This window comes from Bacillus sp. AFS098217 (genome assembly GCF_002551815.1).
GTDB lineage: Bacteria > Bacillota > Bacilli > Bacillales > Bacillaceae_G > Bacillus_A.
This window is the reverse complement of the sequence record NZ_NVPR01000030.1, coordinates 46,873-69,618: the sequence shown is the minus strand read 5'-3', so window position 1 is coordinate 69,618 and position 22,746 is coordinate 46,873. Positions and strand designations below refer to the sequence as shown.

At 36.3% G+C, this 22,746-nt stretch carries 22 protein-coding genes and 1 pseudogene; 14 read left to right on the top strand and 9 right to left on the bottom strand.

Annotation, left to right across the window (positions count from 1 at the left end; all coding sequences use genetic code 11):
* From COO03_RS27315 to COO03_RS07715, 8 genes are all read left to right on the top strand, one after another.
* The coding region (locus tag COO03_RS27315; protein ID WP_218012016.1) for a hypothetical protein at positions 1 to 207 on the top strand (207 nt) is incomplete at its 5' end.
* Between the two features lie 67 nt (positions 208 to 274).
* Positions 275 to 1,735, top strand: coding sequence for an alanine/glycine:cation symporter family protein (locus COO03_RS07750; protein ID WP_097896538.1), 1,461 nt, complete (start codon positions 275 to 277; stop codon positions 1,733 to 1,735).
* A gap of 330 nt (positions 1,736 to 2,065) precedes the next feature.
* Entirely contained in the window at positions 2,066 to 2,794 is a 729-nt protein-coding gene (locus COO03_RS07740) for an amino acid ABC transporter ATP-binding protein (RefSeq protein ID WP_373605241.1), read from the top strand.
* A 12-nt stretch (positions 2,795 to 2,806) separates the two neighbouring features.
* Positions 2,807 to 3,637 (top strand): glutamate ABC transporter substrate-binding protein, encoded by an 831-nt coding sequence (locus COO03_RS07735; RefSeq protein WP_097896532.1) that lies wholly within the window; start codon positions 2,807 to 2,809, stop codon positions 3,635 to 3,637.
* Positions 3,638 to 3,896: 259 nt separating this feature from the next.
* Positions 3,897 to 4,553: an amino acid ABC transporter permease gene (locus COO03_RS07730; RefSeq protein ID WP_097896530.1), complete on the top strand. Its 657-nt coding sequence runs from the start codon at positions 3,897 to 3,899 to the stop codon at positions 4,551 to 4,553.
* Positions 4,554 to 5,198: an amino acid ABC transporter permease gene (locus COO03_RS07725; protein ID WP_097896528.1), complete on the top strand. Its 645-nt coding sequence runs from the start codon at positions 4,554 to 4,556 to the stop codon at positions 5,196 to 5,198.
* A gap of 210 nt (positions 5,199 to 5,408) precedes the next feature.
* The gene (locus COO03_RS07720) at positions 5,409 to 6,833 is read left to right on the top strand and encodes an amino acid permease (protein ID WP_097896526.1); all 1,425 of its coding nucleotides are present in this window, start codon (positions 5,409 to 5,411) and stop codon (positions 6,831 to 6,833) included.
* Entirely contained in the window at positions 6,811 to 7,194 is a 384-nt protein-coding gene (locus tag COO03_RS07715) for an OsmC family protein (RefSeq protein WP_097896524.1), read from the top strand. The genes COO03_RS07720 and COO03_RS07715 overlap by 23 nt, the downstream gene beginning before the upstream one ends.
* 19 nt (positions 7,195 to 7,213) lie before the next feature.
* Here the strand turns inward: COO03_RS07715 and COO03_RS07710 are convergent, their stop codons facing one another.
* Both COO03_RS07710 and COO03_RS07705 read right to left on the bottom strand, forming a co-directional pair.
* The gene (locus COO03_RS07710; RefSeq protein ID WP_097896522.1) at positions 7,214 to 8,602 is read right to left on the bottom strand and encodes a sensor histidine kinase; all 1,389 of its coding nucleotides are present in this window, start codon (positions 8,600 to 8,602) and stop codon (positions 7,214 to 7,216) included.
* Positions 8,599 to 9,291 carry a response regulator transcription factor gene (locus COO03_RS07705; protein ID WP_097896520.1) on the bottom strand — a complete coding sequence of 231 codons (693 nt, stop codon included), beginning with the start codon at positions 9,289 to 9,291 and terminating at the stop codon, positions 8,599 to 8,601. Before COO03_RS07705 ends, COO03_RS07710 begins: the two co-directional genes overlap by 4 nt.
* 299 nt (positions 9,292 to 9,590) lie before the next feature.
* Here COO03_RS07705 and COO03_RS07700 point away from each other — a divergent pair, with 299 nt between their 5' ends.
* On the top strand, positions 9,591 to 10,814 hold the full coding sequence (locus COO03_RS07700) for a cell wall-binding repeat-containing protein (protein ID WP_373605240.1): 1,224 nt from the start codon (positions 9,591 to 9,593) through the stop codon (positions 10,812 to 10,814).
* 33 nt (positions 10,815 to 10,847) lie between these two features.
* Here the strand turns inward: COO03_RS07700 and COO03_RS07695 are convergent, their stop codons facing one another.
* Both COO03_RS07695 and COO03_RS07690 read right to left on the bottom strand, forming a co-directional pair.
* Positions 10,848 to 11,408, bottom strand: coding sequence for an ArsR/SmtB family transcription factor (locus COO03_RS07695; RefSeq protein WP_097896518.1), 561 nt, complete (start codon positions 11,406 to 11,408; stop codon positions 10,848 to 10,850).
* A 97-nt stretch (positions 11,409 to 11,505) separates the two neighbouring features.
* Entirely contained in the window at positions 11,506 to 12,771 is a 1,266-nt protein-coding gene (locus tag COO03_RS07690) for an MFS transporter (protein WP_097896516.1), read from the bottom strand.
* 111 nt (positions 12,772 to 12,882) lie between these two features.
* On the opposite strand from COO03_RS07690, the pseudogene COO03_RS07685 reads away from it, so the two are divergent.
* The 3 genes and pseudogenes from COO03_RS07685 to COO03_RS07675 all read left to right on the top strand — a co-directional run.
* Positions 12,883 to 13,235, top strand: a pseudogene (locus tag COO03_RS07685) (sodium-independent anion transporter); the annotation flags it as partial.
* Positions 13,236 to 13,309: 74 nt separating this feature from the next.
* The gene (locus COO03_RS07680; protein ID WP_097896514.1) at positions 13,310 to 13,732 is read left to right on the top strand and encodes a universal stress protein; all 423 of its coding nucleotides are present in this window, start codon (positions 13,310 to 13,312) and stop codon (positions 13,730 to 13,732) included.
* A gap of 142 nt (positions 13,733 to 13,874) precedes the next feature.
* A complete protein-coding gene (locus COO03_RS07675) occupies positions 13,875 to 13,991 on the top strand; it encodes a DUF4027 family protein (RefSeq protein ID WP_097896512.1) in 117 nt (38 codons plus the stop codon).
* Positions 13,992 to 14,106: 115 nt separating this feature from the next.
* Here the strand turns inward: COO03_RS07675 and opp4A are convergent, their stop codons facing one another.
* Genes opp4A through COO03_RS07650 form a run of 5 tightly spaced genes read right to left on the bottom strand, consistent with a single transcriptional unit; the run spans position 14,107 to position 19,730 of the window.
* The gene (gene opp4A, locus COO03_RS07670; protein WP_097896510.1) at positions 14,107 to 15,879 is read right to left on the bottom strand and encodes an oligopeptide ABC transporter substrate-binding protein; all 1,773 of its coding nucleotides are present in this window, start codon (positions 15,877 to 15,879) and stop codon (positions 14,107 to 14,109) included.
* Between the two features lie 14 nt (positions 15,880 to 15,893).
* A complete protein-coding gene (locus COO03_RS07665; protein ID WP_097896508.1) occupies positions 15,894 to 16,796 on the bottom strand; it encodes an ABC transporter permease in 903 nt (300 codons plus the stop codon).
* Between the two features lie 18 nt (positions 16,797 to 16,814).
* Positions 16,815 to 17,783 (bottom strand): oligopeptide ABC transporter permease, encoded by a 969-nt coding sequence (gene opp4B / locus COO03_RS07660; protein WP_097896506.1) that lies wholly within the window; start codon positions 17,781 to 17,783, stop codon positions 16,815 to 16,817.
* Positions 17,784 to 17,797: 14 nt separating this feature from the next.
* Positions 17,798 to 18,724 carry an ABC transporter ATP-binding protein gene (locus tag COO03_RS07655; RefSeq protein ID WP_097896504.1) on the bottom strand — a complete coding sequence of 309 codons (927 nt, stop codon included), beginning with the start codon at positions 18,722 to 18,724 and terminating at the stop codon, positions 17,798 to 17,800.
* Complete coding sequence (locus COO03_RS07650) at positions 18,711 to 19,730, bottom strand: ABC transporter ATP-binding protein (RefSeq protein ID WP_097896502.1); 1,020 nt, start codon at positions 19,728 to 19,730, stop codon at positions 18,711 to 18,713. The genes COO03_RS07655 and COO03_RS07650 overlap by 14 nt, the downstream gene beginning before the upstream one ends.
* A gap of 881 nt (positions 19,731 to 20,611) precedes the next feature.
* On the opposite strand from COO03_RS07650, the gene COO03_RS07645 reads away from it, so the two are divergent.
* Both COO03_RS07645 and COO03_RS07640 read left to right on the top strand, forming a co-directional pair.
* Positions 20,612 to 21,070: a MarR family winged helix-turn-helix transcriptional regulator gene (locus tag COO03_RS07645; RefSeq protein ID WP_097896500.1), complete on the top strand. Its 459-nt coding sequence runs from the start codon at positions 20,612 to 20,614 to the stop codon at positions 21,068 to 21,070.
* A gap of 19 nt (positions 21,071 to 21,089) precedes the next feature.
* Complete coding sequence (locus COO03_RS07640; protein WP_097896498.1) at positions 21,090 to 22,697, top strand: MDR family MFS transporter; 1,608 nt, start codon at positions 21,090 to 21,092, stop codon at positions 22,695 to 22,697.
* Positions 22,698 to 22,746: the final 49 nt, after the last annotated feature.

Here is a 22,746-nt window from a genome sequence, read left to right as displayed (position 1 = left end):
TTGGGTGGGAGAGAGCATCTGGCCATGCATAGAAGCGGTCAGATCCTTTTCCTGCCCCATGCCAAGTTAAAACAAAGAGAGAAAACGAGTACAGGTCACTTTTTGTTCTTCATAGCAGCGATTTATATGCTGGAAAATCAAACTGTATATATACTTTGTTTTTTTATGCAAAAATATGTTTGCTTTATTAAAATAATATTGTCATAGATTACATATACATTTATAATTTTATATATATTCTGAATATTCTTTATAAAAGGGGAGGGGGAATAATTTGGAGACTTTCGTAAATTGGTTAAATAATATTGTATGGAGTCCCGCACTCGTTTATTTATGTTTAGGCGTAGGTTTATATTTTTCAATTCGAACGAGATTTTTACAAGTTAGACATGTGGGCGAAATGGTGAAGCTTACATTTCAAGGGGAAAAATCAGAAGCAGGTGTTTCTTCATTCCAAGCGCTAGCACTCTCATTATCTGGGCGCGTAGGAACAGGAAATATTGCTGGTGTTGCAACAGCAATCGCATTTGGTGGTCCAGGGGCTGTATTTTGGATGTGGGCGGTAGCTTTTTTAGGTGCAGGGTCTGCTTATGTAGAATCGACGCTTGCACAAATATACAAAACGAAGCACCAAGGTCAATTCCGTGGTGGCCCAGCTTACTACATTGAAAAAGGACTAGGAATTAAATGGTACGCTCTCGTATTTGTTGCGGCGACAATTTTAGCAACTGGGACGTTACTACCAGGTGTTCAAGCAAATAGTATTGCTGTAAGTTTGGAAACAGCTTTCGGTGTTAGCACATCTGTATCAGGAGCAGTATTAGTAGTTGTATTAGCGCTTATTATTTTTGGAGGAGTTAAGCGAATTGTTAACGTAGCGCAAGTTGTTGTGCCATTTATGGCAGTTGGATATATTCTTGTAGCTTGTGTAATTGTAGCTATGAATATTGAAAAATTACCAGAAGCGTTTATGTTGATTTTAAAAAGTGCATTTGCTTTAGAAGCTGCTTTTGGTGGGATTATTGGTTTAGCAATTTCTTGGGGCGTAAAACGTGGTATTTATTCAAATGAGGCAGGACAAGGGACTGGCCCGCATGCTGCCGCAGCTGCTGAAGTATCGCATCCAGCTAAACAAGGTTTAGTGCAAGCATTTTCCGTTTACATTGATACATTATTTGTTTGTTCAGCAACAGCATTTATGATGATTATTACAGGCATGTATAACGTATTTGATGCAAGCGGAAAAAACTTCATCGTAAATAAGCTAAATGGTGCACAGCCAGGTCCTGGATATACACAGGCGGCAGTAGAATCTGTTTTCCCTGGGTTTGGAAGCGGTTTCGTAGCTATTTCTCTATTCTTCTTTGCTTTCACAACAATTATGGCGTATTACTACATTGCAGAGACAAATATTGCATATTTAAATCGTGATAAGGATCGTCCGTGGATGTCGCTTATATTAAAATTCGTTTTTCTAGGAGTTGTATTCTATGGTTGCGTGAAAACAGCAGAAACAGCTTGGGCTCTTGGTGATATTGGTGTAGGAATTATGGCATGGGTTAACATTATTGCGATTTTATTCTTACAGAAGCCAGCTCTCCTTGCATTAAAGGACTATGAAAAGCAGAAAAAAGAAGGGAAAGACCCTGTGTTTGACCCAAAAGAATTAGGAATCAAAAATGCTGATTTCTGGGAGCATGAATACGGGAAAAATAAAAAAGAAGAAGTGTCATAAGAAGATACAAACAAAAAAAGCAAAGGGAGCTCCCTTTGCTTTTTTTGTTTGTAAAACGGAGAATCTGCATATACATCAATTAAAAAAAGGCATAAAACCCCTCCTTTTAGGCGGGAGAGAGCATCAGGCCATGCATAGAAGCGGTCAGTACCTGTTTTTGCCACATGCGAAGTAAGAACAGAACGAGCAAACGAGTGTAGGTTACTTTTAATTCTGGATAGCAGGGATGTAGATGTCGAAAAATCAAAATGGATTTATATGGTTATTTTTTAGGGCGTTTTTGAATATAAAAAGAATGTACATGCTTTGTAGGGGGAAGGGGGGAGTATGTTGATTGCGTTTCGTGATGTAAATAAATATTATGGTAACTTCCAAGTTTTAAAAAGTATTAATCTCCAAGTCCAAAAGGGTGAGGTCGTTGTTATTGTAGGTCCTTCAGGATCAGGAAAGAGTACATTGCTGCGCTGTATAAACCAACTTGAAACAATTACAGATGGAGAATTAATCGTACAAGGTGTAGAAGTGCATCACACCAAAACGGATATGAATGGGTTGCGGAGAAATATAGGGATGGTTTTTCAGCATTTTCATTTATATCCACATAAAACAGTGCTTCAAAATATTACATTAGCACCGATTAAGGTGAATAAGATTTCAAAAGAAGAGGCTGAGAAAACGGCTATGTTTTATTTGGAAAAGGTAGGGATTCCAGAAAAAGCAGGTGCATATCCACATCAATTATCTGGTGGACAGCAACAAAGGGTAGCGATTGCTAGGGGATTAGCGATGCAGCCGGAAATTATGTTGTTTGATGAGCCGACATCTGCTCTTGATCCTGAAATGATTGGTGAAGTACTTGATGTTATGAAAGCGTTAGCTAAAGAAGGAATGACAATGGTTGTTGTAACGCATGAGATGGGATTCGCACGTGAAGTAGCAGATCGAATTTTGTTTATGGATGAGGGACAGATTATCGAGGATACGACGCCAACAGCTTTTTTTGTTAACCCAGAGCAGGAAAGGGCACGGTTATTTTTAAGACGAGTGCTAAATCATTAGAGGAGGAACACGATGATTAAAATGAAAAAAATGTTCGCCCTTATTGTCTTTGCTTGTTTATTCACGCTTATTGTTGCAGGATGTGGAAATAAAAAAGAAGAGGCAAAAGAAACAAATACAAAACAAGGCGGAGTTGTGGAACAGATTAAGAAACGTGGAAAATTAGTAGTTGGTGTGAAAAATGATACGAATTTGTTTGGATTAAAAAATCCTTCAACCGGAAAGGTAGAGGGATTTGATATTGATATAGCAAAGGCGCTTGCGAAAAAAATTCTTGGAGATGAGAACAAATTAGAATTAAAAGAAGTGACTTCTAAAACGCGTATTCCAATGCTGAAAAATGGGGATATTGATACGATTATTGCCACAATGACAATTACGGAAGAACGTAAAAAAGAGGTTGATTTTTCAGATGTATATTTTAAAGCTGGCCAATCTTTACTTGTGAAAAAGGGAAGTAATATTAAAAGTATTGATGATGTGAAAAAGGGTGTAAAAGTATTAGCAGTAAAAGGATCTACATCTACAAATAATATTCGTCAAAAGTCACCGGAAGCAACGGTACTAGAATTTGAAAATTATAGTGAGGCATTTACAGCATTAAAAGCAGGTCAGGGAGATGTACTTACAACAGATAATGCGATTTTATATGGAATGGCAAAACAAGATGCAAATTACCAAGTCGTTGGGAAAATCTTTACGGATGAACCGTATGGAATTGCTGCTCAAAAAGGTGCAACAGATTTAACGAAAGAGATAAATGATTTAATAAAAGAAATGAAAGCAAATGGAGAGTATGACAAGTTATATGAGAAATGGATTGGTGAAAAGCCAGAGAAATAGATAAATACAAATTGAAAAAACGACATAAAACCTTTCTTTTTAGATGAGAGAGCGTCCAATCATGTATAGAAGCGGTCAGATCATCTTCCTGCCCCATGCCAAGTTAAAACAAAGCGAGAAAACGAGTGCAGGTCACCTTTTGTTCTTCATAGCACTGACTTATATGTTGAAAAATAAAAGTGGATTTATATAGATGATAGGAAGAGTGAGAGGATGAGAGATACTCATCCTCTTCTTGTAAAGAAAGAGGGGGGAGCGTTTGCTTGATTTTTCTATTTTGACAAATAATATGGATCTATATTTAGAAGGATTTAAATATACAGTGATGTCTAGTGTTGTAGCGTTAATTGGAAGTTTTATTCTTGGCGTTATGATGGCGGTGATGCGAATTGCGCCTATTCGAGTTCTGAATTGGATTGGTACAGCCTACGTAGAGTTTGTTCGAAATATCCCGATCGTTTTAATTGCGTTTGCGTTTTATTTTGCGTTTCCAGTAATAGGTGTCACATTAAATGGATTCGTTGCGGGAACGGCTGCACTGACGATATACACGGCTGCTTTTATTGCAGAAGCAATTCGGGCTGGAATTATGTCAGTTGCAAAAGGGCAGATGGAAGCGGCACGTTCTTCTGGTTTAACGTATGTACAAGCAATGTATTATATCGTGTTACCACAGGCTATTAAAATTGTAATTCCACCGCTAGGAAATCAATTTCTTAATTTAGTGAAAAACTCCTCTATCCTTGGAATTATTGCCGGAGCGGATTTAATGTATCAAGGAGATTTAATTTCAACGAGAACATTCGTTACATTTGATGTATATATATTTGTCGGTATGTTTTATTTACTTTTAACTGTACCGCTTAGTATGCTTGTGCGTTATTTTGAGAAACGCTTGGCGAAGGGAGCGGTGTAGATGGATTTTCGAGGTGCTTACACAGGGGATCATTTTCTGTTTTTATTAAAAGGGTTATTTGTGACGTTAGAAATAGCTGTTATAGCTATTTTACTTAGTTTTATTATTGGTAGTATAGTTGGAACCTTGCGTTATACAAAAATACCTGTTGTATCGCAATTATTAGCTGTTATTGTTGAAATCATTCGTAATTTACCGCTGCTTTTAATTATTTTCTTTACGTATTTTGCACTCCCGGAGGCGGGGCTGAAACTAGAGATTAAAACGGCGGCTATAGTCGCTTTAACGATATTTGAAGCAGCGATGATTTCAGAAATTGTTCGCAGCGGTTTATTATCAATTGAAAAGGGACAAATTGAAGCAGGGCGTGCTTCAGGTTTATCATATGTGCAAACGCTTTGGCACATTATTTTGCCACAAGCATTGAGACGCATGGTACCACCGCTTGTTAGTCAATTTATTTCGTTATTGAAGGACACGTCACTAGCGGTTGTGATTTCATTGCCAGAACTTATGCATAATGCCCAAATTATTAATGGCCAGAATGTGAATTATATGATTCCTACATTTATGTTGGCTGCTTGTATGTATTTCATTGTGAATTATGGATTATCACTTGTATCTAGAAGGTTAGAAATTCGTTAATTCTTACATGCAATGATGGTGTAAGAATATTTTACCTAATAACCCCTTATTTACCTGAAACTAGGATAGTTATCTCTGGATAATGAAAAAATATATTGTTTTATCAGAAAAGTTTTAATTTTATATAGAAATTGTAACCGCTTTCGTGTATATTTTTGTTATCAGAAAATTTTAAAAAGAGATAGAGGGTATTTGTAGGGGAGGATTACGATGCAGCAAACAACGAACGAGAAATTACATCGAACGATGAAGAGTAGACATTTATTTATGATTGCACTTGGAGGTGTAATCGGAACAGGTTTTTTTCTTGGATCAGGCTATACCATTCACCAAGCAGGACCAGGGGGAGCGATTCTTTCTTATTTAGTTGGTGGATTTATTATGTATTTAACAATGCTTTGCCTTGGTGAGCTGACGGTAGCGATGCCGGTTTCTGGTTCTTTCCAAAAATACGCAACGAAGTTTATCGGTCCGGGAACAGGATTTATGATTGGATGGCTGTACTGGCTTGGATGGGCAGTTACAGTTGGTTTAGAGTTAACATCAATCGGTTTAATGATGAAAAGATGGTTTCCATCTGTAGATGTTTGGGTATGGTGCCTTGTATTTGGGGTTATTTTATATATGTCAAATGCTATCTCAGCAAAGAGTTATGCTGAATTAGAGTTTTGGTTCTCAAGTATTAAAGTCATTACAATTATTGCATTTGTTGTTCTTGGAGGTAGCGCGTTATTGGGCTTTTTACCATATGACGGAAAAGAAGCAGCCCCTCTTTTTTCTAACTTTGTGAGCGATGGCGGATTGTTCCCGAATGGAGTGGGTGCTGTAATTCTTACAATGATTACAGTTAACTTTTCATTCCAAGGAACAGAGTTAATCGGAATTGCAGCAGGGGAGAGTCAAGAACCAGAAAAAACAATCCCGCGGGCAATTCGCAATACAGTATGGCGCATTATGTTATTCTTTATTTTAACAATGACGATTTTAGTAGGATTAATTTCATGGAAAGATGCGGGAGTTATTGAAAGTCCATTCGTTGTTGTATTTGATAAAATCGGTATTCCATATGCAGCAGATATTATGAACTTTGTTATTATCACTGCTTTATTATCTGTAGCAAATTCAGGGTTATACGCAGCAACACGTATACTATGGTCACTTGCAAATGAAGGAATGGCACCACTTTCTTTCAAAAAGGTAAATAAGCGTGGTATTCCAATTACAGCGTTAGTGGTTACAATTGCGGTAGCGGCATTATCTCTATTAACAAGTATTTTTGCAGAAGATACGGTATATATGTATTTACTATCTATTGCTGGATTATCAGCAGTTGCAAGTTGGATTATCATCGCATTGTCACAACTTCGCTTTAGAAGTCAGTACGTAAAGGGTGGTGGAAAGGTAGAAGACTTAAAATATAAAACACCATTATATCCGATTGTTCCTATTTTAGCGTTAATTACAAATAGCATTGTTGTCATTAGTTTAGCGTTTATTCCAGAACAGCGTATGGCACTGTATTGCGGGATTCCATTTATTATTTTCTGCTATGTGTATTATTATATAAATAAGAAGCGGCAGAAAATTACGAAAGTGGAGATGGGAACAACATATGAAACTAACAGTCAAGCATGATGATATAAGTACAGAACTTTCACATGGACAATTACAAATTGGCAAAGAAAGCGGGTATACACCGTTAGAATTATTCGTTTCCTCTATTGCGGGATGTAGTGCGATTGTTTTTCGAACGATTTTAGAAAAAAAGCGTATTCCATATGATGTATTTACAATTGAAACTGAAATTGGAAGAAGTGAAGTTTTACCAAGACCGGTGGAAAGTATGCATTTGCACTATAAAATAAAAGCAAAAGGAATTACACAAGTACAGTTAGAGAAGGCATTAGAACTTGCAGTGAAGAATTGTACGATCGCTCAATCCGTGAAAGAGAGTATAAAGATTACGGAAACAATTGAGTTAATTGAAAATGAGTAAGAGAAAAAAGAGAGTAGAATCATATAGATTCACTCTCTTTTTTTAACGGTAAAGTAATAGTAAAACAAGTCCCTTCATTTATTTTACTTTCAACAGTAATATTTCCATCATGTAGTTCTACGATTTCTTTGACAATGGTAAGTCCTAATCCAGTGCCACCAGTAGCACGGGATCTTGCTTTATCAACGCGATAAAAGCGTTCAAAAATGTGAGGAATATCTTCTTCTGGAATGCCTTCACCTGTATCTTGAATGGAAATTTCAATATGTGTTTGATGGTTTGTAACAGAGATTGTAATCTCAGAATGTTCACCTGAATATCTACACGCATTGGTTAAAATATTAACGATAACTTGTTCAAAGCGTTGCTCATCAAGAGGTATAGAGAGTGAAGAAGGGCATATTAAAGCAACGTCGATATGTTTTGCTTCAGACATAATATTTAATTTTGTAACAATGCGAGTAAGAAAGGGTTGTAAATGTACTTCCTTTACTTGAACCGAAAAATTGTGCTTTTCCAGTTGAGCAAGCAAGAATAAGTCTTGTACTAAATTAGTAATATAATCAGATTCGTCTTTGATAATCGTTAAATATCTTTGGCGCAGCCTAGGCGATGTCTCTTCTTTTAACACGATATCTGCATATCCTCTTACATAAGTCAAAGGTGTTCTTAGTTCATGAGCGATGCTTGCTAAAAATTCACTTCGTTCTTTTTTCATATAATGTAGATCACTTGCAAGTGTTTGAATAGACGCTGCAAGTTCGCCAATTTCATCGTTTCGAGTAGTAGTTAAAGAGACAGATAAATCACCGCGACTCATTTTTTCAGTAGCATGCTTCATACGAAGGAGCGGTTTTGTTAATAAGCGTGATAGTAGGAAAATTGTAATAGCTGTTAATATAAAAGTAACGATACCGGCAATGATAAACTGCTTTGTTAGTCCATCAATCATATGTTTAATCGAACTTGTTCGATTGAACATATACACATAACCTTCTGTCTTGCCTTCAATTACAATAGGACTGACTGTACATATATAATTAGCGGTTTTCCAATGATTTTCTATGATGGTTCCGTTATGATTCGCACTTGTTGTCATTTCTGTAATATGTTTCTTGATAGTGGAATCGATCTGATTCGACTTAGCCAATACCTTTTTGTCAGCATTTGTAATGACAACCGTTGTTTCAGCTTCTGACTCCATTAACGCGACATGAGAGATTGTTTGCGAATCAAAATACTTCTCAAGTACATCTCGGTGGCTGTTTCCACGCTTTAATAATGCTGTCATCTCTTCATTTACTCTCGTATTGACAAGGCTGTAGTAAAGTGATAAAAATAGGACGCTTTCAATTAAAAGGGTAACAATTAAAAAATAAAATCCAAGTTGAACAGAGATTCGTTTCATTGCACTACTCCTTTGTTTTTAGTATCAATCCATCGATAGCCAACCCCATACACTGTTTTTAAATGTGCATCAATTGGAAAATCGGCCTTTCGTAATTTATCACGTAAATTACGAATATGAGAATCTACGGTACGATCTTCTGTATTTGTGTTCAGCCCCCAAATTCGTTCAATGAGTTGATCACGGCTGAGTACATAATCCACATGGCGCAAAAATAATCCAAGTAAAGAAAATTCAATTGGTGTAAGCAAAATCTCTTGTTCATAAACAGAAATAAAGTGTTTTGCCTCATCCCATAAAATCCCTCTATATTGTATTTGCTCATGCTGATTCGTGCGGCGCAGGACAGCTTCAATTCGTGCGAATAGCTCATCTTCATGGAAAGGCTTCGTTATGTAATCATCAGCTCCGATTTTTAATCCTTGAACAGCATCTATCGTTTGGTCTCGAGCGGTCACCATAATAATAGGGATATTGCTAAATAAACGGATTTTTTTGCAGGTTTCCCATCCATCCATTTTCGGCATCATAATATCGAGAAGAATGAATTTAAAACTTTGGTTTTCTATATAGGAAATGGCTTCTTGTCCTGAAGTTACAGAGATGCAGTTATATCCTCTAGGAGTAAGATACAGGGTTAATAATTCTAGCATTCTTGGTTCATCATCTACGAGTAGTATATCAATCATAGAAGTATCCTCCATATTTGTATTCGTTATCCTGCATGAACTGGCAGTAAAAGCCCAATTGGTCAGGGCTAATAATCAGTGTGGGGTGAAGAACTCCCCACTGATTTTATATTCAACTTTATATATATAGTGTAACGCAAAATCGTGAAGAAATGGTGCAAATTATGATGCATCTGCATAATTTCTTCAAAATTGCTTGTTATCGTATAATTGAAATTTACATTTTAGGTAAAGGATATAGGCTTAAAAATGATGGATATGGAGGGGATATAGTGAAAAAAATAGCTCGAGTTTTGAGTATGACAATAATTGCAACGATTGGACTTGCAGCGTGCGGGCAAACAAGTATGGAACAAAAGAAAACGGAAGGTGCAAAAGAGCAGAAGAATGAGCATCAGAAAGAAATGAAAATGAATCATGAAGCGATGGCACCGAAAGAAATGAATGCGAATGCATCGAGTAACTTGTTAACAACAAGTTTAAAAAATATAACAAGACTGAATACAAATGATCCTGTGCAAATGGCGGTATTAGCATCACAGACAATTTGGCCAGCGACTCATAAAGAGAATCAACCGGGAGCAGTGATTTTAGTGCCAGCTAACCAGTGGCAACTTGGGACTACTAGTGCGGATCTTATTCATCATCCAAACAATGGACCTATTTTATTTATGAATAAAGAAAGTATCCCAGAGGCTAGGTTACAAGAAATCAAACGATTAAATCCGCTCGGAACAAAAGATGGAACACAAATTATGGTGATGGGGGATGTAGAATCTTCTGTATTAGACCAATTGAAAGAATATAAGGTAAAACAAATAAAAGAAACGGATCCAGCGACTTTTGCGAAAGATGTTGATAAAGAGTATGCCGATATAACAGGGAAGTACCCAGATAGCGTTATTATTGGTTCGTCTGAAGAAGAAGGCCGTTCATATACAACCCCAGCGGTGAACTGGATTGCTCATATGCCGGAGCCCCTTTTATATGTAGGAAAAGATAAAGTGCCGGAAGCGACAATTGAGGCGTTAAAAGCAAGAAAAGGGAAGGCGAATATATATGTTTTAGGGCCAGAAAAAATTATTTCAAAAGAGGTAGAGAAACAGTTAGAGAAGTATGGGAAAGTAACGCGTATTAGCGGAGAAACTCCAACAGAAAACTCTATCGCCTTTGCTAAGTTCAAAGATGAGAAAACGAAATTTGGCTGGGGATTCACAAAACCAGGACATGGCGTTGCATTTGTTTCAACAGAAACACCGGACTTAGCAATTGCTGGCGCGCCGTTTTCACATATGGGGAAACATGCCCCTGTCCTATTATTAGATAAAGGAAAAGTTTCGCAACCAGTGTACGATTTACTGGCAACAATACAACCAAAGTTTAAGGATGATCCAACGTTAGGACCATATAATCATGGTTTCTTATTAGGGAATACGGAAAATATTTCGTTTGAAACGCAAGGGATATTAGATGAGAGATTAGAGATTGTCCAGGAGAATGGTGAGGGGCATAGTGGACATTAAATGAGAAAGACGCTGCGGATGCAGCGTCTTTTCTTAGTCATCTATACGATAACTCATGAAAACATAGGCGTAGTTATTTGTTTTTCGCGACTTTGTTTTTTCGTTATTAGGAGCAGTTAAATTTAAAGTGTCTGGATTCTGTGATGGTCTTACTTGTTTGATAATGTTGTCACATGTCTCCGCCCATTCTTCTTCAGTTTGGTTGTGATACATAGTGGCTATCATAGATGGAACGTCTTCAATATCATTTTTCATACTTAAATGAATTTTTTTTAAGCCAGTTTCAATAATATGTCTTGTGTGATTCATAATTTCGTCATTATGCTCTTTCTGAAGAGTGTCAGAAATTGTATATACAGCATCTTTTGTATGGTAATATTTTTCGGTTAAATTACCGATTGCTTTTGTTTCCACAACTTCTAATACACCAGCTTCTTCTAGCTTTTTGACATGATAGTATAGGCGGGATTGTTTTTCATTTAACTTTTCGGCAAGTTCTTTTACAGTAATTGGTCGTTCTGCTGCGTAGTGTAGAATGCTTTGACGCTTCGGATCACATAATAATTTATATAATGCAAGTTCGGTTATATTCATAAAAATGACTCCTTCAACGTGAGGATTTGTTTGATTATTAAAATAATAACACGTCTATTGTCATTACGTAATGATGAAGGAGAAAAGAATCCATTTACTAAAAAGTTACTTCCGTTGCTTTCGTTTCTATAGATACATTTCGAATATGAGGGTTTTTAAAGGCGATTCCAGCTCCTAAAAAGAAGAATATACTTCCTAGTAGAATAAGTAGTGTAATTCCATAAGCATCTGCAAGCCATCCGCTAAGGAGCATTGTAATCGGCATGGATGAAGTAAGGATAGTACCCGCTAAGCCATCAATCCTTCCTCGATAACTTTGATCTACAAGAAGTACCGTAATCGTTTCATCAATCACCATGAATAGAGTAAGAAAAAAGGAGATGATGAATAGAAAACATAGAACTGTCCAAATAGACATGGAAAGCGCAAGTCCAACCATAGCGAAAGCGGACAAGAAAATGCTTCCGCTTAATAGAGATCCTTTTTTTAACCTCTTTCCGATGTAGCCTGCAAGGAACCCACTAATAATACCTCCAATTGTGTAGCACATACTCATGATTCCAAGACTTTCTGGACCACCTGTAATTTTATAAGCGAGAGCAGGGAATAGTGGATTTAATAAGCCAGCACCAATATTTACAATAAATCCAATAAAAATAAGTCCTTTTATATAAGGATATGTGTGAATATAGCGCCAACCTTCTTTCATATCTTGAATCCAATTTACTTTCTCTTTAGAAATGGTCTGATGCTGGCCAGAGTGAGCTGGAATCTTTGCTAGCATGACACAAATGGCTACGAATAAAAATGTAAAGGCATTAAGCGTGATAGAAAAAGTAGCACCGAGCCAAACAACCATAAAGCCAGCGAGACCGTGGCCGATGAGATGAGCTGTTTGATTGACGGCCCTAAATTGTCCGTAATACTTTGCATAGTTCTCTTTTCCAACGATTTCGGGTAAAACAGATGCTTCAGTTGGCCCTAAAAAAGTTGTTAAAACATTTAAAAGAAAGGTAGAGAGTATGGCGATGTAGAGTGAAATTTGATGGGTAGACAGATAAATGGCTAATATACAAAGTACAACAATACAAGAGGCAATATGGGTCAAAAAAAGAATTGCTTTTCGATTATATCGATCTGCAAAAACACCAGCTATTGGTGAAATAATCATTTGTGCAACCATCATAGCAATGAGAACAAATGCAGAGTCGAGTGTGGATCTGTTTGTTGTAAATACAATCCACATAATAGTCATAGAATAAAAGGCGCTGCCGATACTGGAAACCGCATTTCCAAGCCATAGTAATAAAAAGGAGATGTTTTTGTAAATCGGTATTTCTTGCCTTACAACATTATTGTTCATTCAATATTACACCCTTCCATTAAAATTTATTTAACCGTTAAAATAAATTTTAATGGATATTCCTAAAAGTTTCAATAAAATTCTGAAAAAACTTTCTTTTTAGGTAGAGAGATAATTATGGTGTCTATTGAAACATTTGATTGGAACTCTGTATTAACCCTTCATAAAGTTCCAAAAGGTAATACATTTGTTATGATTGGAATAGTTGCCATTGTTCTCATAAAATATAATTTAGGTCTTAGTGTTATTGTTGATAAGGTAATTAGTGCTGTATTATTTGAAGGAAACGTGAAAAAGATTCACGTGAAACATTTACATGTACGGAATAATTCAGTTGTAGCAGCAATTGATAAAGTTGCTATGAAGTACGAGTAAAATGGTGTGAGAGTAAATAGAATAGGGTTAAATGAACGTAGTTCGCAGAATTAGCTACTTATAATAAGCAAACTGCTAGTGAAAGATGAATCCCCTTTTGGAAGACCAGAAAGGGGATTTTTGTATTATAATACGATTATGATACTGAAAGGGGATTCAGCATATGTACAAGCAGATTATACTAGCATGCGATGGTTCAGGATATGCGTTTCGTGCAGCGAAACATGCGGCACGTATTGCGAAATATGATACAGAAGCAAACGTTGAAGTTGTATATGTCGTAAATAACGGAACAGCAAAAACAGATATTATTCAAGGGGAAACAGATATAGAAACAATTGCAGCTAGTAGAAAAGATAGATTAAGAGAAATAGAGACAGTATTACAGCAAGAAGAGGTGCCATATAAAATTACTATTTTACATGGCGATCCAGGGGATACACTTGTTCAATACGTAAATACAGGAGACATTGATCTTGTTATAGTAGGGAGCAGGGGATTAAATGCATTGCAAGAAATGGTACTTGGCAGCGTCAGTCATAAAGTAGCCAAACGAGTGAAATGTCCGGTGATGATTGTAAAGTAGCAGACAGCAATGATGCTGTCTGTTTTTTAGTAGGTAGAAATCTTACAATATTGTAAGACAGTTGTTAGCGAAATCGATGTTTTAAACTTCCTTCCATTGATAAAATAAAGATATCAAATGAACGAATGGGAGGACGAAAAAAATGAAAGAATTTCAAAATTTATCGTATAGCCAAGGAGTAAGTATTATTTGTTTAGGAGGTTTTGCTGGTTCTGTCATGCTGGCTATTGCTGTTAAGATGGTTCAACACATGTTTTAAGAATATAGATTGTACGAATAGAAGGGAAATGATGATGATAAACAGCAAGAAAGTAATGTGTACAAATAAAAACTAGCTCCTGGCATATATCTCAGTGCCAGGAGCTAGTTTTATTTTATTTCTCTACTTCAGGTTTTTCGCTTGTAACAGCAACATCTTTCCATGTTAATTTTGAACCAGGAGCAACGTCATAGTTTTTAACACGATTGTTTACGCCTGTTAATTCAAATTGATAATGAAGTGGAATCATTGGTACTTCATCATGCATTAATTTTTGCCATTTATCGTATACGTCTTTACGGTATTTATCATCAATAGCTTTTTCAGAAATACCTTCGTTTAGTAATTCAGTATTTTTGTCATTTACCCAACGTGTATAGTTGAAGGAAGCGTCTTTTGCCCAAAGGCCAGAAAGGTCAGGGTCAGAACCTGTACCAAAAGCAGCACTAAAGATATCAACCTTTGGATCGTCTTTCTTAATCATATCGTAGAAAGAGTTAAATTCGTGTAAACGTCCATCAAGAAGTTCAACTTTTAAGCCGATATCTTTCCAAGATTGAATAAAGAGTTTTGCCTGTGGCTCGCTTGTTTCACTACCACTCATAGCTAAGTAATTAATTTTAAATTCTTGTCCTTTTGGATCCTCACGAATTCCATCGCCATTTGTATCTTTATAGCCAGCTTCATCTAATAATTTTTTCGCTTTCTCTACATCTTTATCATATGCACCAACATTGTTGTTATGGAACTTTGGCATAGATGGTGGAATTGGTGAATTAGCTGGGTAACGAAGTCCGTGATAGATTTTATCACCAAGTTCTTTACGGTCAAGTGCGTATGCCATCGCTTGGCGTAAGCGAACATCTTTAAATTTATCATTATCCATTACAGCTTCTTTTTTCTCTTTGTCCATATGTCCCAATTTGAATCCGATATAGCTATAATACAAGTCGGTTTTACCAATTAATTGTGTATTTTTCAATTTACTTACGTTTGGATATTGATCTGCATTTACTATTGCAATGTCAATATCACCTTTTTTCAATGATGCATTTACGATAGATGGATTCACAACTTTTAGTGTTAAATTTTTAAGTTTCGGTTTTCCACCCCAGTAATCGTCAAAGCGCTCATACTCAACAGATTCACCAGGAACAACTTTCTTCACTTTAAATGGACCGAAACCAATTGGATTTTTACGAACTTTATCGGACTCTGCTAATTTTTCAATTGGCACATCGCCTAAATATTTTTTAGGAGTAGGAGCTGTCCAAAGACCTGTTTTCAGAGAAGGGTTTACTTCTTTAAAAGTGATCGAAATTGTTTTTGGATCAATTACTTTAACACCAGAGATTTTGTCTGTTTTACCAGCATGGTAGTCTTCCATTCCTTCAATTAATTGCATTTGTGTATCGTAACGAACACCGGTATATTTACTATTACCTATAACGAGGTAAGAATATTCTAAATCTTCAGCGGTTACAGGGTTACCATCGTGCCACTTCACGTTATCTTTAATCTTAATTGTAATTGTTTTTTTATCATCTGAAATAGTATAAGTTGCAGGACCTTCGTTATTAATCTCAAAGTTTTTGTCTACATATAATAAGTCTTCATCAAAGAGTTCAATAACTTTAAAATCTGGGTTATTTTGATACATAACTCTGCTTAGAATACCTTCAAATGGTGTGTTTGAAACAAGAGCGTATGTGAGTGATCCATCTTGAATTTCTTTTTTATCATTTTTAACAACAGTACTAAATTTATCTGTTTCTACTTTTTGTGTACTGCTCGTTTTTTTACTGCTATCTCCGCCCCCACACGCAGATAATAGTAACGTTGAAATTGCAAGTGTGCTTAATACTTTGTAGAATTTTGGTTTACTCATAATCGTTCCTCCCCTTATCCTTTTCTTTGTCTTGCATCAGCCGAGCGTTTTAGCGCTTGACCAATAAAATTTATACACAGCATCAATACTAAAATCATGATTGATGCAGGTAACCAAATCCACCATTTTTCTTGCAGAACATCAGGATTCGTTGCATAACTAACTAGTGTACCAAGGCTCGGTGTGCTTTCTGGTAGGCCGAAACCTAAGTAAGTTAAACCAGATTCAATGCCGATGTTTCCAGCAAGATTTAATGTAACACTTACGATAATAATAGAGCTTAAGTTAGGTAACACTTGAAAAAGGATGATTTTCCAGTTCGGTGTTCCTAACGTTTTAGATGCTGATACATAATCGAGTTCTTTTTCAGTTAATACTTTTGATCGAATTAGTCTTGCTTTTCCTGTCCATAAGAAAGCAGTCATAATTAAAATAAATGTAAAGATATTGAATTTAGGTACAATTGTGATAAATACGATAACCAGCATTAAAAATGGTAAGACAATGATAAAGTCAATGAAACGCATGATAATGTTATCAACCATTCCTCCGAAGTAACCAGCTATTAGTCCAATAGAAAGACCAATCAAACAAGAGAAGATAGTTATTGCCAATCCGATTGTAAATGAGTTTCGTGTACCAATAATAAGTTGTCCAAAAATATCTCGTCCGCCATAATCCGTTCCTAGCCAATGTTCAGCAGAAGGAGGAGAATAAATAGAAAGGAGATCAACTCGGACAATATCCTCTTGCTTCATAATAAAAGATGTTGCATAGACGGCTAGTAATATAATTGCTAAAAAGAATAGTGAAAACATTGCTAATTTATCTTTACGAAATTCGCGCCACATAATAGAAAAACCAGAAGGGCTCTTTTCGTAATGAATCGTTTCAGTTTGTTTTTCAGTTGCTAACATAATTTTTCCTCCCCTCTATTAATCAATACGAATACGTGGATCAACGATGCTTAGAATAATATCTGAAAGGAGTGTTCCAAGTAATGTTGCAAATCCAGTAAATAGAACCAGTGCGGTTACTACACTAAAATCACGCTGCGAAATGGATTGTATAAATAACTGTCCAATACCCGGATAACCAAAGATATTTTCTAAAAAGATTGCTCCGCCAACTAAACCTGTAATTTCGTAGCCTAAAAAGGCAGCAATCGGCAAAAATGAATTTCGTAAAATATGTCTCGAATAAATTTTCGATTCTGGGACACCCTTTGCTCGTACTGTACGTACAAAATCTTTATGTTTCGTATCAATAATTTCGCTTCGTAAATATTGTACTGTACCAACTGTAGCGATTAATGCACCTGATAAAGCTGGTAATATCATATGATTGAACTTACTCATATAATAAGCAAATGTACCTGCTTCGATTTGTGGATCGACGCTACCACCTGTTGGAAATATCGGAAACTGGAATCCAAAAAGGAAGAGCATAATTAATCCGAAAATAAAGAGCGGTGTAGCAAATCCTAGGTAGTTATAGATGGTAATAAGTCGATCTCCCCAAGTGTCGTTCCAACGCCCGCTTATGATACCAAGTGGAATCGCGATTAAGTATGTAAGAATAAGAATAAAAAGTGCTAACGATACTGTATTTCCAAGACGTTCGCCAATTAAATCTGTGACTTTTAATTTATGTGCGTAGGAAACACCAAAATCACCATGTAAGGCATTTTTAATCCAGTGTACATACTGTGTTGGAATAGGATCATTTAACCCTAATTTTTCCCGTTGTTCTTCAAGTACTTTTGGATCTGCTTTTGGATTCGCCATTACAGCGCCAGTTAGTGCGTCACCTGGCATTGCTTTGGCAAGCGCGAAGACAAGTATACTTAATATGAATAATTGCGGAATCATAATTAAGACTCTTCGTAGTATAAATTTCCACATGTTTTATCACTCCCTTATGGTAATGCCACCCGGTGCGTTGGCGAGATTGGTTTTAAATCATAAGCACGGCCATTTTCATTGAAATATTTTTCGTATGATTGCTCGTATTCAGCACTTACTTGACGGCGCAATTTACTTTGTTGTTCGCGGTTTTCAGGACGAATATCAGGAATTGCTGATATTAAGCGCTTCGTATAAATGTGCTGTGGGTTTTTATAAATTTCTGTACTCGTTGCTTCTTCAACAAGTCGTCCGCGGTACATAACGCCGATGCGGTCGCACATATGGCGAACTACCCCTAAATCGTGACTAATAAATAAATATGTTAATCCGAGTTCTGCTTGTAAATCTTGCAAGAAGTTTAAAACTTGCGCTTGTACAGAAACGTCAAGCGCAGATACTGGTTCATCTGCAATAATAAGCTTTGGCTTTAATGTAAGTGCCCGTGCAATACCAATCCGCTGTCTTTGTCCACCGGAAAATTCGTGTGGATATTTATAAATAGACTCTGGATTTAAGTTAACTTTATCAAGATATTCTTGCACTGTTCTTCGCTCTTCATCAGGTGAGAGTTTTTCAAAATTTCGAAGCGGCTCCGCAATAATATCAAGAACACGTTTCTTCGGATTTAATGATGAATACGGATCTTGGAAAATCATTTGAATATCTTTCCGCTGCTCACGCAGTTCAGAGCGGTTTAGTTTTGTTAAGTCTTTGTTATTAAAGAGAATGCTGCCGCTTGTTGCTTTTGTTAAATGCATAATTGCTTTACCAGTCGTTGATTTTCCGCTACCTGATTCACCGACGATTCCGTACGTTTCGCCAGGCTGTAATTCAAAGCTTACGCCATCCACAGCGCGCACGTAGTCTAAGGTGCGTCCGAAGAAGCCTCCCTTAATTGGGAAATGTACTTTTAAATCAGTTACTTTAAGCAGTGCCATGAGTTACGTCATCTCCTCTCTTATCTTGGAAGTTAAAGTGCTTGTAGCAAGTGCAACGTACCCAGTGGTCTGGTTTTGCTTCATGTAACACTGGATTTTCTTCATGTTGATCAGGCGTCATCCATGGAATTCGAGCTTGGAAGCGGCAACCGCTGCGAGGAAGCTTCGCTAATGTTGGGACAACCCCTTGGATAACATGTAATTTTTCTTTTTCATCGTATGTAGATGGAATTGAATTTAATAAAGAGCGTGTATATGGATGAAGAGGGTTATTAAAAATTTCTTCAACCGTTCCTGTTTCTACAACTTGCCCAGCATACATAACAACAATGCGATCTGCAGTTTCTGCAACAACACTTAAATCATGTGTAATTAAAATGATGCCCATCTTCGTTTGTTCTTGAATGGATTTCAGTAAATCTAAAATTTGAGCTTGAATGGTTACATCAAGAGCGGTCGTAGGTTCATCCGCAATAACGAGTGCTGGTTTACACGCAATCGCAATAGCGATAACAATTCTTTGTCTCATTCCGCCAGATAATTCATGTGGATATTGTTTATATGTAAGTTCTGGTTTTGGAATACCAACTTGATGAAGTAGTTCTAATGCACGTTCTTTCTTTTCTGCTTTTGAAAGATTCGTGTGGTAATCCAAGTTTTCTTCGATTTGTTTTCCAACTGTCATAAGAGGATCTAATGCTGTAAGAGGTTCTTGGAAAATCATCCCGATATTTGAACCGCGGACTTTATTCATTTCCGCCGCTGACATAGTCAGTAAATCTTTATCTTTATAGTAAAGCTGCCCTTGTAATTTTGTATTTGCTTCATTATGCAAGCGCATAATGGAAAGGGCAAGTGCACTTTTTCCGCACCCAGATTCACCTACAATAGCAACAATTTCATTTTCATGAACAGTTAAGGATACATTATCAACTGCTGCATGATACTGATCTTGTATACGAAAGGAAGTCTGTAAGTTTTCAATGCGAAGAAGTGGATTCTTCATAGCTATCCCTCCATCTTTCTGAAAAGACTAAATATTTTATACATTGTCGTTATTTTAATATAGATTGACATTGTTTGACAAGGAAAAGTTGAGAAAATATTCTAAAATCTCTTTATATAAAGAAAAATATAGTAACACAAAAGCAAATGGATATATTGAAAGCGTTAACAATCAAAGGAGAAAGAGATAAATTATTTGTAAGAAAAAAGAGATATATGTAGAAAAAACGAGAGACATTTTGGAAAGAACTGTCTCTCGTTTCTTGTGAAATATAATAATTTGTCTTGTAGGATTGTTTTAGAAAAAAATTTTTCTGATCTTGTAGGTAAAGTAAGAACAAGAAAGACAATTGCAAGCGCGCAGGGGGCAAGTAGTAAAATGAATCCATCGTTCATCCGAAAGCATCTATAGGATATTCTCTTCAATAGGTGATAAACTACAAGATTGCGGTGTATCACGCATGATAACTTGTACATAAACATCAATTAAAATTGCAAGAATATGTGGGAAGTAGAAAATACTTTATCAACGATTTGTAAGTAAGAATCGTCCTAATGTTACAAGTGGTTCATAAGTTCACCGCCAACTTTGCGGAGAACGTTCCAAACAAACATTTTTGTACCGCATTCACTAATTGAGAACATTTTTATGACATAGAAAATAAAAAAGACCACGGAGCATAGAAAGGGGACCCTTTCTATGCTCCATAGCTGTATAGTCTCATGTTCTATGATTATAAATATTTACCAGATTGAATATTATACAACTTTACGGCGAAAATGTAAACGCTTTTATAAATAAAAAGTATTGACGAATTTTATTAGAGGGGTTAATATTTAAAAACGTTAAATATTTTATTGCTTAAATAAGAGGGGGATCACATGCCAAATGATATGACCCATATCGATAAAATTCAGGCTCTAGCATTCTCGATAGGAAAGAAGATGCAAACAGAGTTACTAGAACAAATGCAAGCATCTGGACTGACACCACCGCAGTTTTATATTTTAAAAATTTTAGATCATTACGGTGCATCCAGAGCAACAAAGCTGGCGAAGAAAATGTATGTGAAGCCAAGTGCAATTACAGTGATGATTGATCGGTTAATTGATCAAGAATTGGTGTTGCGCTATCATGACAAAAATGATCGCCGCGTTGTTGTAATTGAGCTGACGAAGAAGGGGAAAGATGTATTAGAAGAAGCGATGACTGCTCGTAATGAGCATATTGCAAAGTACTTTTCACAATTAGAATTACAAGAGAGAGAAGACTTATTACGCTTATGTGAAAAACTAGAAGCAATTATTTGCGGAGCATCTGAGGAAAAAGAGAGAAACTAAATGGAACTGAGGAGATTACATGGAACAACAAGAAAATCAAAATAGAAAGCTGCTGTTAACCGGTCTAGTAATTGCTATGTTATTTGCTGCATTAGACGGAACAATCGTTGGTACAGCAATGCCGCGTATTGTTGGTGAACTAGGTGGATTAAGTTTAATGACATGGTTAACAACAGCTTACATGTTAACATCAACGACAGTTGTACCTATTGCTGGTAAGTTAGCAGATTTATTAGGACGTCGTACCGTATATATAACAGGGTTAATTACCTTTATGGTTGGCTCTGCTTTATGTGGTATGGCAAACGGTATGACGGAGTTAATTATTTTCCGCGGTATTCAAGGTCTTGGCGGCGGTATTATGATGCCAATGGCGATGATTATTATTGGGGACATGTTTACAGGAAAAGAACGTGCAAAGTGGCAAGGGATTTTTGGAGCATTATATGGTCTTGCTTCTGTAATTGGACCACAAGTTGGTGGTTGGATTGTTGATGCTGTTAACTGGAGATGGGTATTCTATATTAACTTGCCAGTTGGTATTTTAGCGACAATCTTTATCGCGATGGGCTTAAAATCACATAAACAAACAGGTCCGATTAAAATTGATATCGCTGGGATTTTCACTATGATTCTTGGCGTTGTGAGTTTATTACTTGCATTAACATTTGGCGGAAAAGATTATGCATGGGATTCTTGGCAAATCATTGGATTATTTGCGCTTGCTTTAATTGGTATCGTAAGCTTTATAATTGTAGAGAAAAAGGCAGAAGAACCAATTTTACCAATACATTTCTTCAAAAACCGTACATTTACATTATTAAACGCAATTGGTTTCTTTATGAGTATTGGAATGTTTGGAGCAATTATGTTCGTTCCATTCTTTATGCAAGGAATCGTTGGTGTAAGTGCAGCTGAATCAGGAACGATTATGACACCGATGATGATTACAATGATTGTCATGAGTATTATTGGTGGTCAGCTCGTATTAAAGGTAGGCGTGAAGCCGCAAATTATTACAGGGATGCTCATTATGGCTAGTGGTTTCTGGCTATTAACAACAATGGATATGCATACAAGTAAGCTTGTTGCAACTTCTTATATGATGATTATCGGTTTAGGAATGGGTCTTGTAATGCCAACATTAACATTAGCATTACAAGAAAGCTTCCCGAAAAAAGATCTTGGGGTTGTAACATCTTCAAGCCAATTCTTCCGTCAAATCGGGGGAACATTCGGGATTACGATTTTAGGGTCTATTATGAATAACACTTCAGGTACAACATTAACAAATAAACTATTGCCTGTATTAAATACATTCCCAGCAGAAGCGGGACAAATGGTAACGAAGTTTAAAGATATGATTCATACAGATCCACAAGGTTTATATTCAATGCTATTTAGTCCAGAAGCATTAAAACAAATGCCAGAAGCAATTTCGAATACGATCGTACCGATTTTAAAAACATCTTTAGTGGATTCACTTCATAATGTATTCCTAACAGGATTAGTCTTTATCGTAGTAGGTGCTGTATTAACGATTTTCTTACAGAAAATCAAGCTTTCTGATCGTAAAAAAGGTGCAGAAAAGCCAGCTGTAGAAGAAAAAGATACACAAGTATCATAGTCATAAAAGAAAAAAGCATTGCCTTATGGTGATGCTTTTTTCTTTGTGT